The sequence below is a fragment of the Ramlibacter sp. genome, from assembly GCF_035655895.1.
Lineage (GTDB): Bacteria > Pseudomonadota > Gammaproteobacteria > Burkholderiales > Burkholderiaceae_C > Ramlibacter.
Genome location: NZ_DASRTN010000011.1, coordinates 143,904 through 156,488, shown reverse-complemented (window position 1 = coordinate 156,488; position 12,585 = coordinate 143,904). Strand labels below are relative to the sequence as shown.

Here is a 12,585-nt window from a genome sequence, read left to right as displayed (position 1 = left end):
CGACGCGTCCTGCCGCCGTGCCAGAATCGCGCCCATGTTTTTCACAGTTCCGACGGTCCTGACCTGGACGCGCATCGTCGCGATTCCCTTGATCGTCGGCGTGTTCTACCTGGGGCTGCCGCACCCGGTGCAGAACCTGGTGGCCACCACCATGTTCATCGCCTTCGCCCTGACCGACTGGCTCGACGGGTTCCTGGCGCGGCGGCTGAACCAGACGTCGGCGTTCGGGGCCTTCCTGGATCCGGTGGCCGACAAGTTCCTCGTCTGCGCCTCGCTGCTGGTGCTGGTGCACCTGGGCCGTGCCGACGTGTTCGTGGCGCTGATCATCATCGGCCGCGAGATCGCGATCTCGGCGCTGCGCGAATGGATGGCCCAGATCGGGGCCTCGCGCAGCGTGGCGGTGCACATGCTGGGGAAGGTCAAGACCACCGTGCAGATGGTGGCGATCCCGTTCCTGCTGTTCGACGGCCACCTGTTCGGCCTGATCGACACCGGCCTGTGGGGCCACTGGCTGATCTGGATCTCCGCGATCCTGACCGTGTGGTCGATGGTGTACTACCTGCAGAAGGCCTTGCCGGAAATCCGCAAGCGGGTGAAGTAGGCGCGATGGCCTCCACCTCCCGCCAGGACGCGCTGGTGCGGGCCATGCCCGCCGTCTTCGTGCTGATCTGGAGCACCGGCTTCATCGTCGCGCGCTACGGCATGCCGCATGCGCCGCCGATGAAATTCCTGGCGATGCGCTACGCGTGCTCGGTGGCCGCCTTCCTGGTCTGGGCAGCGCTCGCGCGGGCTGCCTGGCCACGCGAGCGCCGCCAATGGGCGCACCTCGCGGTCACCGGCATCTTCATGCACGCGGGCTACCTGGGCGGCGTGTGGGCGGCCGTCAAGATCGGCATGGGCGCCGGCCTCGCCGCGCTCGTGGTCGGCTTGCAACCCGTCCTCACGGCATTGTGGGTCTCCATGCAGGGCGGCGCCGTGGCACGCCGGCAGTGGGTGGGCCTGGCGCTCGGGCTGACCGGACTGGTGCTCGTGGTCTGGCAGAAGCTGGGGCAGGGCGAGGTGCACGTGCAGAACATGCTCTACGCCGTCATCGCCCTGCTGTCGATCACCGCAGGCACCCTGTACCAGAAGCTGTTCGTCGCGCCCTGCGACGTGCGCACCGCCAACCTGGTGCAGCTGGCGGCGGCCCTGGTCGTGACGCTGCCGCTCGCGCTGCTGGAGTCGGAGACCGTCCGCTGGGCCCTGGCCGGCGGCGGCCTGAACCTCGAACTGGCCGGCGCACTGGCCTGGTCGGTCCTCGGCCTGACCTTGGGCGGCAGCTCGCTGCTGTACGTGCTGATCCAGCGCGGGGCCGCCACCACGGTGACCAGCCTGATGTACCTGGTGCCACCGACCACCGCGGTGATGGCCTGGGCGCTGTTCGGCGAGCCGATCACCCTGCTCGTGGTCGCCGGCGTGGCGTTCACCGCCGCGGGCGTGAGCCTGGTCGTGCGGCCGGCAAGGGCGTGACCTTCCAGGGTTCGTTGCGGAACCGCTCGAGCAGGAAGTCCACCAGCAGCCGGATGCGCTTGGGCGTCGATGGCGTGTGCGGCGCGAGCCAGTGGATGTCGGCATCCACCATCGCGTAGCCGGGGAGCACGCGTACCAGCTGGCCCCTCGCCAGCGGACCCGCGATGTCCCAGAGGCTGCGCAGCATGATGCCGTGCCCGGCCAGGCACCAGTCGCGCACCAGTTCGCCCGAGTTGCTGGACAGCCGGCCTCCCACCCGCACGCGCACCTCGCCGCGGTCCCGCTCGCGCTGCAGCCGCCAGGTGTCGAACTGCTCGTGTTCCTGCACCACCAGGCAGTCGTGGGCGGCCAGTTCCTCGATGGTCGTCGGCGTTCCGCGTCGACGCAGGTAGTCGGGCGACGCGACCAGCACCCGCTGGTTGCGCGCCAGCCGGCGCTCGGTCCATTCGCGCGCCTGCCGGCCCCGCACGCTCCACAGCCAGACGGCGCCGTCCAGGCCTTCGAGTGCCAGGTCGGGCAGTTGCTCGGTGAGACGCAGCTGCACCTCCAGCTGGGGATGCCGGACCTGGAAATCAGCCACCGCGGGGCCGAGCCACGCGCGCCCGAAACCGAAGGTCGCGGCCAGCCGGATGCGGCCGACCGGCTCCTGCTGGCGCTCCTGCAGCTCGGCCTCCATCGCCTCGAAGCCGGCCAGCAATCCGAGGCCGCGCTCGCACAGCGTCTCGCCATCGGCGGTGGGCACCACACGACGGGTGGTCCGCTGGAACAGCTTGAACCCCAGGCGCGCCTCGAGCGCGGCCAGCCGCTTGGTGACCACGGACGGCACGACGCCGGCCGACGCCGCGGCCGCCGCAAGGCTCCCGTGCTCGCGGATGGCCAGCAGCAGTTCGAGGTCGGATCGGTCGAGGTGCGGCTTCATTGATTCCAATGTGGAAAGAATCGCTTGCCGGATTATTGCTTGTTGGGATGAAGGGCGCGATGCAGAATGCCGCCATGCTGGACGGCTTCGAAACACTGCGGCTCGAGCGCGACGGGGTGGCGCTGAACGTGCGCCGTGCGGGCGCAGGCGCGCCATTGCTGCTGCTGCACGGCCACCCGCAGACCCACGCGATGTGGCACCGGGTCGCGCCGCAGCTGGCGCACGACTTCTCCGTGGTGCTGATGGACCTGCGCGGCTACGGCGACTCCGGCCGGCCCGTGCCCGGCGAGCACTCGGCGGCCTACGCCAAGCGCGAGATGGCCGCCGACGCCGCGGCGGTCATGCGGCAGCTCGGTCACGAGCGCTTCCAGGTGCTGGCCCATGACCGTGGCGCACGCGTCGCGCACCGCCTGGCGCTCGACCACCCGGCCGCAGTCGAGCGGCTGATGCTGCTGGACATCGCGCCGACGCTGGCCATGTACCGCCAGACCACGGACGCCTTCGCCCGCGCGTACTGGCACTGGTTCTTCCTGATCCAGCCGCCGCCGCTGCCCGAGGCGTTGATTGGTTCGGACCCCGGCCGCTACGTGCGCAGCGTCATGGGGGCGCGCCACGCCGGCCTGCAGGCGTTCGCGCCCGAGGCGCTGTCCGAGTACGAGCGTTGCGCTGCAATCGCCGGCACGGCCGACGCCATCTGCGCCGACTACCGGGCCTCGGCGGGCATCGACCTGCAGCACGACCAGGCCGACCTCGACGCCGGCCGGCGCATCACTCAGCCGCTGCGCGTGCTCTGGGGCGAGCACGGCACCGTGGGCCGCTGCTTCGACGTGCCGGCGATCTGGCGGCCCTACACCGCCGACCTGACCGCCCGCAGCCTGCCGTGCGGCCACTACATCGCGGAAGAGGCCCCGGCCCTTCTGCTGGACGAAACCTCCAATTTCTTCAGGAAGCAAGCATGAGCAAGAAACGCATCGCAGTCATCGCCGGCGACGGCATCGGCAAGGAAGTCATGCCCGAGGGCGTGCGCGTCATGGAGGCAGCGGCCAGCAGGTTCGGCATCGACCTGGCGTTCGACCACTTCGACTTCGCCAGCTGGGAATACTGCGAGAAGCATGGGCAGTACATGCCCGAGAACTGGAAGGACCTGGTGGGTGGCCACGACGCGCTGTTCTTCGGGGCCGTGGGGTGGCCGGAGAAGATTCCGGACCACGTGTCGCTGTGGCAGTCGCTGCTGCTGTTCCGCCGCGAGTTCGACCAGTACGTGAACCTGCGTCCTGCCCGCCTCATGCCCGGCATCATCGCGCCGGTGGTGCGCCGCGACGGCAGCCGGCGGCAGCCGGGCGAGATCGACATGTACATCGTGCGCGAGAACACCGAGGGCGAGTATTCCAGCATCGGCGGCCGCATGTATCCCGGCACCGAACGCGAGATCGTGATGCAGGAGACGGTGATGTCCCGGCACGGCGTCGACCGGGTGCTCAAGTTCGCCTTCGAGCTGGCCCAGTCACGGCCCAAGAAGCACCTGACCAGTGCGACCAAGTCCAACGGCATCGCGATCACCATGCCTTACTGGGACGAGCGCGTCGCCGAGATGGCCAAGGCCTATCCGGGCGTGAAGACCGACAAGTTCCACATCGACATCCTCACCGCGCATTTCGTGCAGCGCCCCGACTTCTTCGACGTGGTCGTGGCCAGCAACCTGTTCGGCGACATCCTGAGCGACCTGGGGCCCGCGTGCACCGGCACCATCGGGATCGCGCCGAGCGCCAACCTGAATCCGGACCGCCGGTTCCCCTCGCTGTTCGAGCCGGTGCACGGCTCGGCGCCCGACATCTACGGCAAGAACATCGCCAACCCGATTGGCCAGATCTGGTGCGGCGCGATGATGCTGGAGTTCCTCGGCCACAAGGACGCGCACGATGCGGTGCTGGCCGCGATCGAGAAGGTGCTCGATCCGACATCGGGCGCTCCTCGCACGCCCGACATCGGTGGCAAGGCATCGACCACGGACCTCGGGAAGGCGATCGCCTCGGCGCTCTGAGGCCGTTCATGCTGCGGCGCACGCGCCGCAGCATCCCCGTGCATCGCACCGGCAGGCGCACTCGTCGCCTCCGTGACAAAGTAGCGGTGACGGCGGTGCAGGAAGCTGCGCCCCCTCGAAACAAGGCTGCACGCGCCCTGGCGGCCTGTTGTAAACCTGTCAGTCTTATTGACACGTCTGGACGCGATAGCTCTAATCGGCGCCAGTGGCTCACGGCCGCTGAACAAAAAAGTCTCCCCTGATCCTGGTCTCGGGCACCCGCGTGGCGTGCTTCAGGTGCGGGAGACAATCATTTTTCTGAAGAGACGTTCCGTCCATTTCTTTCTCTCAACGAGGGGCTCTTGTGAACAAAACCGAACTGATCGAGCACATCGCCAAACACGCCGACATCTCCAAGGCGGCGGCGACGCGCGCGCTGGAATCGATGATCGGCGCCGTGAAGACGACGCTGAAGAAAGGCGGCTCCGTGTCGCTCGTGGGATTCGGCACCTTTGCCGTGGGCAAGCGCGCCGCGCGCAGCGGCCGCAATCCGCGCACCGGCGCACAGATTAAAATCAAGGCTGCCAAGGTGCCCAAGTTCCGTCCTGGCAAGGCGCTGAAGGATGCGCTGAACTGAGACGGGGCCTGTCGGTGGGGTGCTTAGCTCAGCTGGTAGAGCGGCGCCCTTACAAGGCGTAGGTCGGCGGTTCGATCCCGTCAGCACCCACCAACCCTGCGAAGGCGAACGGATGTTCGCCTTTTGTGTTTCTAGGCCCCGAGTGGTTTATTCGTGAGAGTCGCGCATGTTTGATTTCGTCCGCAGGCACAACCGGGTGATGCAGTTCCTGCTGTTCCTGCTCATCGTCCCGTCATTCCTGCTGTTCGGGGTGGAAGGCTACAACCGGATGCAGGAGAAGGGCCCCTCCGTCGCCAAGGTGGACGGACACGCCATCACCCAGGCCGACTGGGACGCCGAGCACAGGCGCGAGGTCGACAGGCTGCGCCAGCAGATGCCGACGCTGGACATCAAGCTGCTCGATTCGCCCGAGGCACGCTACGGCACGCTGGAGCGCATGGTCCGCGACCGCGTGCTCGCTGCCGCCGCCGCGAAGTCGCGGCTGACCGCCAGCGACCAGCGGCTGGCGCGCGAGTTGCAGTCCAACGAGGTGATCGCCTCGCTGCGCGGCCCCGACGGCCGGCTCGACATGGATCGCTACAAGCAGCTGGTCGGCGCCCAGGGCATGACCCCGCAGATGTTCGAGGAGCAGGTCCGCCACGACATCGCCACCCGGCAGGTGCTGCTCGGGCTGGCCGGCACCTCGTTCGCACCCCCGGAGCAGGCCGGCGTCGCGCTCGGCGCCTTCTTCGGCCGGCGCGAGATCCAGGTCGGCCGCTTCGACGCGGCGGACTACGCCGCCCAGGTGAACCCCACCGATGCCGAACTGGAGGCGTTCTACAAGGACAACGCGCAGCTGTTCCAGGCACCCGAGCAGGCCAGCATCGAGTATGTGGTGCTCGACCTCGACACCGTGCGCAAGACGCTCAGCCTGAACGAGCAGGACCTGCAGACGTACTACAAGGAGAATGCCGCCCGCCTGGCCGGCCAGGAGGAGCGCCGCACCAGCCACATCCTGCTGTCGGTGCCCAAGGACGCGCCCGCGGCGGAGAAGGACAAAGCCAAGGCCCGCGCGCAGGAACTGCTGGAGGCGGTGCGCAAGGCGCCGCAGTCCTTCGGCGATCTGGCGCGCAAGAACTCGCAGGACACCGTGTCGGCAGCCAACGGCGGCGACCTGGACTGGTCGGCCCGCGGCGGCTATGCCAGCAAGGCGCTCGAGGACGCGGTGTTCGGCCTGAAGAAGGGCGAGTCGGCCGTGGTCGAGACCGAGTACGGCTGGCACGTGGTGATGGTCACCGACGTGCGCGCGCCGCAGCAGCGCAGCTTCGAGCAGATGCGTCCCGAGCTGGAGGCCGAGGTGCGCAAGCAGCAGGCCCAGCGCAAGTTCGCGGAGTCGGCCGACGCCTTCAGCAATGCGGTCTACGAGGCCGCGGACGGCTACAAATCCGTCGCCGAGCGCTTCAAGGTGGACGTGCGCACCGCCCAGAACGTCACCCGCACGCCCGCGCCGGGTGCTGCCGGCGTGCTTGCGAACCCCAAGTTCCTGTCCGTGCTGTTCTCGCCGGACAGCATCGAGAAGAAGCGCAACACCGAGGCCGTGGAAGTCGCGCCCGGCCAGCTGGTGTCGGGCCGGGTCGTGCAGTACAGCCCCTCGCGCACCCGTGCCTTCGCCGAGGTGAAGGACGACGTGCGCCAGCGCGTGGCCGCCCAGCGCGCCGCCGACCTGGCCAAGAAGGATGGCGAGGCCAAGCTGGCCGCCTGGAAGGCCAATCCGGCCGCCGCGGTGCTCTCGCCCAAGGTGGTGGTGTCCCGCGAGGATCCGGCGCGCCAGCCGCAGCCGGTGGTGGAAGCCGCGCTGCGCACCGACGCTTCGGCGCTTCCGGCGTTCACCGGGGTCGACATGGGGCTGGGCGGTTACGCCATCGTCAAGGTCAACCAGGCGTTGCCGCGCCAGGCGGCCGATCCGGCGCAGGCCAAGCAGGACCTCATGCAGTACACGCGGGCCTGGAGCGGCGCCGAGGCACAGGCGTACTACGCCGTGCTCAAGGATCGCTTCAAGGCCCAGATCCTGGTGGCCAAGCCGGCTGCGTCTTCGGAGCAGCGCTGATCGCAGGCATCTCTCGGCCGCGGCTATAATCGCGGTCTTCGACGGTGGCTGTAGCTCAGTTGGTAGAGTCCCAGATTGTGATTCTGGTCGTCGTGGGTTCGAGTCCCATCAGCCACCCCACCGAACCCTCAAATCCTCGTCAAGTGCTTGTTTTCTAAGGGAAACAAGCACTTTTCGCAGGAGGCTTCCGCAGCCGTTGCTACACGGTCTGTCACACACCCTTGTGGAGCAGACCCTGAAGCAGATTTCCGAACACATCTTCGCCCGCGGCAAGCACGACACTCTGTACGTGCGCCGGCGCATCCCTGCCGCCATCCGCGCGGCCTACCCCCCGAAGAAAGAGTGCGTGACGCGCAGCCTGCGCACCACGGACCTTCGCGAAGCGAAGCGGCGTGCGACTGCCGCCCTGGCGCTCATCGACGCGGAATTCCAGGCTCACCGAGAAAAGCTGGACCTCGCCCGCTCGTCGATGTACGCGAAGCGGATCGGCAAGCTGGACGACGCGCAGCTCGAAGGCATCGCGCGCCACTGGGTGCACCAGGTGTTGACCAGCGACGAACACCGGCGCCAGGAAGGCATGGACGACGAGGAGTTCGAAGAACTCGGAAGCCAGCTGACGGGACAGCGGGCAGAACTTGGACGCATGCTGGCCCAGGGCAAGTCGCTGGACGTACTCCCTGCCCTGCACGGATTCCTGCACCTCTGCGGGCTCGACTTCGATCCGAGCCATGACGAGGCAAAGCGCGCCTGTTACGCGTTTCTCCGCGCGGCAGTTCGCACGCTGGACCATCAGCTCGCGCGTCAACGCGGCGACATGGTCGACACCAATGCAGTCGCTCCTGAATCCACTCACCCGCTCCAGGCCGTGTTTCCGGAGCGGGCACCGCCGGACCGGAAGGCACCGAACTGGGAGCGAGTGTTCGAAACCTGGCGCGACTACGTCGAGAACCGGCCGAAGTCCACGATGATCGCCTCGCAAACGCCTTGGCGTGATCTGCCGCACTTTGCTGAAGGTAAAGGCGTTCGCTTGCCGGGCGCTGTCACTCCGGAGCTCATGACCGAGTTCATGGGGTACCAACAGGAACGCGGGCTGAAGGTGAAGACGATGAACGAGCGTCTTCGCAAGATCAAGGCGATCTACGCAATCGCCGTCGGGAAGCTCCTGCTCAAGATCAATCCCGCCAAGGACACGCTCGGATTCAAGGAAAACGGCGTGAAAAAGCGGCGCAAGCGCCGCCTTCCCTTTGACGCACAGGACCTCAAGGTGATCTTCGGCTCAGAGGTGTACACGCAGCACAGGCGCTCAAGGGGCCGGTCAGGAGAGGCGACCTACTGGATCCCGGTGATGATGTTCTACACCGGTGCACGACCGGAGGAGATCGCGGGACTCGCCCTCAAAGACCTCCGCCGGCATCCCGAGTTGGGCTGACACTTGGTGCTGCAGGACCGCCCCAGTGACGAAGATCGTGACCTCTTCGAGCAAAGCGAAGCGGACGGTGACGTGCCGGAAAGCCACCGACGCACGCTCAAGAACGCGGCTTCGCAACGGCTGGTGCCCGTGCCAAAGCAACTCATCGACCTGGGATTGCTGCGGTACGTCGAGTGGGTGCAGGCGCAAGGCGCCACCGTGCTCTTCCCGACCCTGACAAAAGACTGGCACGGAAAGCTGTCCGGCTCCTTTTCCAAGTTCTTCGGGCGATACAAGCGGACGCTGGGGATCAGGGACAGCCGAAAGGTTCTCTACAGCTTTCGCCACTGCATGAAGGACTTGCTGGAAGCTGCCGCCGTCCCGTCCAAGTACCTGCAGCGTGTCTTGGGCCACACCACGGGCGACGGAGCCACCACTGACGGCTATGGGTCGGACTTGCCTTTCGACCTGGTGGTCGAACACTTCTCGCGAATTCAGTTCCCATCAATCCCGGCGCTTCCCTGGGAGCCTGGTCGCGGCTCTGTGCGCTTGTCCGCAGAATAGACATCACACCGCAAGCCCGAGGCAAAGGAAAAGGCCCCGCCGGACGGCGGGGCCAAAGAAGGGAAGGAGCTGAGGGGCTGGGCCCGCGGCGCTACCACGGTTGACAGAGCGTCACCGTGAGCGACTTCAGCCTCTGCGATTCGGGCAGCATGAGCAAGGACCAGGCGTCCGAGCCGCTCAGCACCTGGCGCAGCTTGCCCATTGCATCAACGACTTCCCTGGCCGCCAGCCGGCGCTGGCCGGCGAGCTCAGACAGGAGTTCCTTGAACCCGCGCACCGGCACGGTGGGCGCCATGCGCGGCTGCTGCTGGTTGACCAACTGCGCGCACAGCCTACAGTCTGCCGTCGCGATCTCCAGGGCCTCCAGGTCCGAGCGGCCAGCGAGGTCCAGGACCGTCACAACCGCATGGCCGTCGACGTGCAGGACTAGGAGGCCAGCTGCGCTGCTGTCGCCGACGGGGATCGATGTCGCCCAGAAGGCCGCCGGATAGCGCATGCGCCCCACCAAGTCCAGGACTGCCACGGGCACGGGCTGAACCAGCGCCTCGAGCGAAGCCACTTCGGCCGCACTGGAGATCAGTGTCGACCAGCGAGATTGACCAGCCCAGGCCTCGTCGCAAATCGGGTTCGCGGCATCGTGGGACCACAACATTTGGAGCGTCATTCAGTTTTCCTCTGCGCGACACATGTCGCGGTGCGTGTAGACACGCAGTTGAAAAACAGTGACTGCCTCGATGTGGCGCTGGGAAGAATACGGTTCGAGCGCTCCGGAGCAAGGCCACGAGCACTACTTCGAACTGGACGCTATTTTACGGTTTTCGTCATGCACGCGCTGAGCGCGTACGCGATGACCGACCTTCACGAAGAGGCTTGACGCACGAAGCGCGTGACGTTTGTATACTGAATCAGTCACGTCGCCTCCGCAAATGAAATCGAGCGCTGAACTTGTTGCCTGGGTGCAGGACCTTTACTTGGCCATGCATTTCCCCGAGTTCGATCAGCACTGGCAGAACCCTTTGGAGACCGACGATGACAACAACTGACTTACGGCTGCTCGCGCAGTCGCTGTGCGGGGTCGGGCTAGCATGCCTCACGATGGCCATCGCACTTTTTCTGGACGACCGGGACGAGTAGTCCCGCACCGCTCGGCCGCCCATGCGTGGCCAAGTCCCTCCCGGCTCGGGAGATTGCAAATCAAACGTTTTTTGGAAAGATCAACATGCACATGCCCTTCTGGGAATTCGTGATGACCGATAACCCCGACCTCGGACGCATCCTTGACCATGCGGGGCATTCCGCCTGGGATGCCCCGTGCGGCGGCACCTGGTCCTCGTCCGATCCGTTCGGGATCTAAGCCCGGCACTCGGTTCCCTTGGGGCCCTGGGGCAATATCTGCCTCAGGGCCTTTCCTTTTGGCGCTTCGCCGCCGCGGAGCTACGCGGTCGCGATCTTCTACGCGGCGGAACTACACGCTCGACTCGTTCCTCTGAGTCCCGGCGATCTGCCGATCGCCTTGCCCTCGAACCGTTTGGTTCGGGGCTTTTTTTTGCGTTGGGCGTTTGGGTCAGATCTCTGCCCAAGTGAGGACCGCCGTGCGGGTGGGTTGCGCGAATCGCGCGACGCGAGACTACTTTCGCGCGATTCGCGCAGGGGGTGACAGGCTGAAGCGTCCCCGGCTCCGGCTCCGGCTCCGGCTCCGGCTCCGGCTCCGTCAATCTAGTCCGTTCCGGCCGGCGACGCAGTTATGGGCGCTCGAAATTTCCATTCGCTAAAGGAGCCTCGCCGTAGCGGATGGAAAGGGGCCGGGCACGCAAGTGCCGCCGAATTACCAGGCGCTATAGGCGAATCTCCCCGGCGCGGCTCAGGCCTAGCCGGTGGGGAGTTCCCCACTTCAACCTGGAAATCGATGAACGCTCTCAACAAGATCCTTGCCGCCCTCAGCGGCGCCAACCACCCCGCAATCCCGGCAGCGAAAGCCGTCATGGAAGCGGTCAAACGCCGCCTTCGCGCTCGCCAGACCAAGCCCGCGGTCACCCAGCAGGCCAATGCGCCCCTTCTGCAGTTGGCAAGGCCGGAAAGCCGCGAAACTCCACGCGAGCCCATGGTGGTCAAGAAGGCCAGCGCGTCCCCTCCGCGGCCGGCGGAGCTGGAAAGCCGCGAGCCCTCGCGCGCACAGTGGCAACATGTCGTCGAGCGCGCGGCGGAGCGGATCGCGAACAAGGAGTCCGACGCTGCTCCCGCCTATCCTGTCGATGCGCTCGGCGACTTGGCCGACGTGGTCAAGATCGTTGCAAGCCAGGCCCAACTTGAACAGGCACTGCCCGCTCAAGCCTTCCTCGCCGCAGCTTCGCTCCTGACCGCGGCTGTGTATAAGGTCGAATCACTGACCGGACCCAAGCCGCTGAACCTCTACTTCCTGACCGAGGCCAGTTCGGGCGATGGCAAGACCACCGGAGAGAACATCGCGCTGGCGCCCGTCATCAGCTGGGAAAAGGCCCATCCGGATCGCCGCCTTCTCCTTCGCGACGGCACGGTGCCTGCCATCTTGCGCGACCTCGGCAAGGTCCAGTATGGGGTTCTGGGCTTCATGTCCAGCGAAGGCGGCGTGTTCTTCGGCAGCTACTCGTTCAAGGGCGAGAACAAGCTGTCGACTGGAGCGACCTTGAACGCTCTGTGGGATTCGGGCGAGCTCTCGTATTCGAGGGTCACGTCGGGAGAGAACGTCCACCTGTACGACCGTCACCTGGTTATGTCGCTGGCCGCGCAACCCCGCGCAACCGGCGCCATCATTTGCGATCAACTCCTGGCAGATGTCGGCTTCCTTCCGCGACTTCTGTATGCCATCCCTCCGGAGTCAAAGCCGCGCCTGGGACGTGCATTCAACCTGGCAACGAACGAGTCCATGCTCGCCTACTGCGCCCGTGCCGCGTCCCTCCTCTCTCTCCTCAGTGAAGAACGCGAGCTGCAGGTGCTCTCCCTGGAGCCGGACGCACGAGAGTTCCTGGTCCGTGCCTTCGAAGGCTACGAATACGAGGCCAAGAAGGGTTCCATGCAGCACATCCGCCCTTTCGCTATCCGGGCGACGGAGCAAGTCTGTCGCCTTTCAGGCGTGCTCGCGGCCTGGGGTGGTCGATCGTCCGTGTGCCTGCGCGACGTTTCGTCCGCCAAGCAGCTGGTGGACTACTCGCTTGCCTGCTGGTCCCACGCGCTCGTCACTGCGCCGGACGCCATGAAGGACGAAGCGGCCCTGCGGATCGTGACGTACATGGCGGAGCACGGCGGCACCATGAGCGACAAGCTCAACCTCGGGCCGGAACCGCGAAAGGCGGAGGGCCGGCGCGCGGCTCTCGACCTGCTCATGCACCTCGGCTTGGTCCGCCAAGTCGGCCGCCGCTTCGAGCTGATCCCGTAATTCCGTGACTTGCGGCCCCGGGGGGCCGCG

11 protein-coding genes and 2 tRNA genes are annotated in these 12,585 nt (G+C 66.4%); 11 read left to right on the top strand and 2 right to left on the bottom strand.

The genetic code is table 11. The annotated features are described in order from the left end of the window. The first annotated feature begins 34 nt into the window (after positions 1 to 34). Together pgsA and VFE82_RS13125 are read left to right on the top strand one after the other, a co-directional pair. Positions 35 to 601 carry a CDP-diacylglycerol--glycerol-3-phosphate 3-phosphatidyltransferase gene (gene pgsA, locus VFE82_RS13130; RefSeq protein WP_325000767.1) on the top strand — a complete coding sequence of 189 codons (567 nt, stop codon included), beginning with the start codon at positions 35 to 37 and terminating at the stop codon, positions 599 to 601. A gap of 5 nt (positions 602 to 606) precedes the next feature. After that, the gene (locus tag VFE82_RS13125; protein ID WP_325000766.1) at positions 607 to 1,509 is read left to right on the top strand and encodes a DMT family transporter; all 903 of its coding nucleotides are present in this window, start codon (positions 607 to 609) and stop codon (positions 1,507 to 1,509) included. On the opposite strand, the gene VFE82_RS13120 is transcribed toward VFE82_RS13125, so the two are convergent. Further along, a complete protein-coding gene (locus VFE82_RS13120; RefSeq protein WP_325000765.1) occupies positions 1,463 to 2,428 on the bottom strand; it encodes a LysR substrate-binding domain-containing protein in 966 nt (321 codons plus the stop codon). The genes VFE82_RS13125 and VFE82_RS13120 overlap by 47 nt on opposite strands. A 59-nt stretch (positions 2,429 to 2,487) precedes the next feature. On the opposite strand from VFE82_RS13120, the gene VFE82_RS13115 reads away from it, so the two are divergent. From VFE82_RS13115 to VFE82_RS13080, 8 genes are all read left to right on the top strand, one after another. Further along, a complete protein-coding gene (locus VFE82_RS13115; protein WP_325000764.1) occupies positions 2,488 to 3,387 on the top strand; it encodes an alpha/beta hydrolase in 900 nt (299 codons plus the stop codon). Then, positions 3,384 to 4,469 carry a tartrate dehydrogenase gene (locus VFE82_RS13110; protein ID WP_325000763.1) on the top strand — a complete coding sequence of 362 codons (1,086 nt, stop codon included), beginning with the start codon at positions 3,384 to 3,386 and terminating at the stop codon, positions 4,467 to 4,469. Before VFE82_RS13115 ends, VFE82_RS13110 begins: the two co-directional genes overlap by 4 nt. A gap of 343 nt (positions 4,470 to 4,812) precedes the next feature. Further along, positions 4,813 to 5,085 carry an HU family DNA-binding protein gene (locus tag VFE82_RS13105; RefSeq protein ID WP_013901776.1) on the top strand — a complete coding sequence of 91 codons (273 nt, stop codon included), beginning with the start codon at positions 4,813 to 4,815 and terminating at the stop codon, positions 5,083 to 5,085. A 17-nt stretch (positions 5,086 to 5,102) separates the two neighbouring features. Further along, a tRNA-Val gene (locus VFE82_RS13100) sits at positions 5,103 to 5,178 on the top strand. A 73-nt stretch (positions 5,179 to 5,251) separates the two neighbouring features. Next, on the top strand, positions 5,252 to 7,171 hold the full coding sequence (locus VFE82_RS13095) for a SurA N-terminal domain-containing protein (protein WP_325000762.1): 1,920 nt from the start codon (positions 5,252 to 5,254) through the stop codon (positions 7,169 to 7,171). A 44-nt stretch (positions 7,172 to 7,215) separates the two neighbouring features. Continuing rightward, a tRNA-His gene (locus VFE82_RS13090) sits at positions 7,216 to 7,291 on the top strand. Between the two features lie 103 nt (positions 7,292 to 7,394). Continuing rightward, the gene (locus VFE82_RS13085) at positions 7,395 to 8,600 is read left to right on the top strand and encodes a DUF6538 domain-containing protein (protein WP_325000761.1); all 1,206 of its coding nucleotides are present in this window, start codon (positions 7,395 to 7,397) and stop codon (positions 8,598 to 8,600) included. 6 nt (positions 8,601 to 8,606) lie between these two features. Beyond that, the gene (locus VFE82_RS13080; RefSeq protein WP_325000760.1) at positions 8,607 to 9,143 is read left to right on the top strand and encodes a hypothetical protein; all 537 of its coding nucleotides are present in this window, start codon (positions 8,607 to 8,609) and stop codon (positions 9,141 to 9,143) included. 91 nt (positions 9,144 to 9,234) lie between these two features. Here VFE82_RS13080 and VFE82_RS13075 read toward each other — a convergent pair whose 3' ends face one another. After that, on the bottom strand, positions 9,235 to 9,807 hold the full coding sequence (locus tag VFE82_RS13075) for a hypothetical protein (RefSeq protein ID WP_325000759.1): 573 nt from the start codon (positions 9,805 to 9,807) through the stop codon (positions 9,235 to 9,237). 1,242 nt (positions 9,808 to 11,049) lie between these two features. Between VFE82_RS13075 and VFE82_RS13070 the strand changes: the two genes are divergently transcribed. Then, on the top strand, positions 11,050 to 12,555 hold the full coding sequence (locus VFE82_RS13070; protein WP_325000758.1) for a DUF3987 domain-containing protein: 1,506 nt from the start codon (positions 11,050 to 11,052) through the stop codon (positions 12,553 to 12,555). Positions 12,556 to 12,585: the final 30 nt, after the last annotated feature.

Bases quoted from the DNA above. Each gene is read 5' to 3' on its own strand.
- VFE82_RS13070 (WP_325000758.1), top strand. From the start codon at position 11,050: ATGAACGCTCTCAACAAGATCCTTGCCGCCCTCAGCGGCGCCAACCAC.
- VFE82_RS13120 (WP_325000765.1), bottom strand. From the start codon at position 2,428: ATGAAGCCGCACCTCGACCGATCCGACCTCGAACTGCTGCTGGCCATC.
- VFE82_RS13125 (WP_325000766.1), top strand. From the start codon at position 607: ATGGCCTCCACCTCCCGCCAGGACGCGCTGGTGCGGGCCATGCCCGCC.
- pgsA (WP_325000767.1), top strand. From the start codon at position 35: ATGTTTTTCACAGTTCCGACGGTCCTGACCTGGACGCGCATCGTCGCG.
- VFE82_RS13115 (WP_325000764.1), top strand. From the start codon at position 2,488: ATGCAGAATGCCGCCATGCTGGACGGCTTCGAAACACTGCGGCTCGAG.
- VFE82_RS13095 (WP_325000762.1), top strand. From the start codon at position 5,252: ATGTTTGATTTCGTCCGCAGGCACAACCGGGTGATGCAGTTCCTGCTG.
- VFE82_RS13075 (WP_325000759.1), bottom strand. From the start codon at position 9,807: ATGACGCTCCAAATGTTGTGGTCCCACGATGCCGCGAACCCGATTTGC.
- VFE82_RS13110 (WP_325000763.1), top strand. From the start codon at position 3,384: ATGAGCAAGAAACGCATCGCAGTCATCGCCGGCGACGGCATCGGCAAG.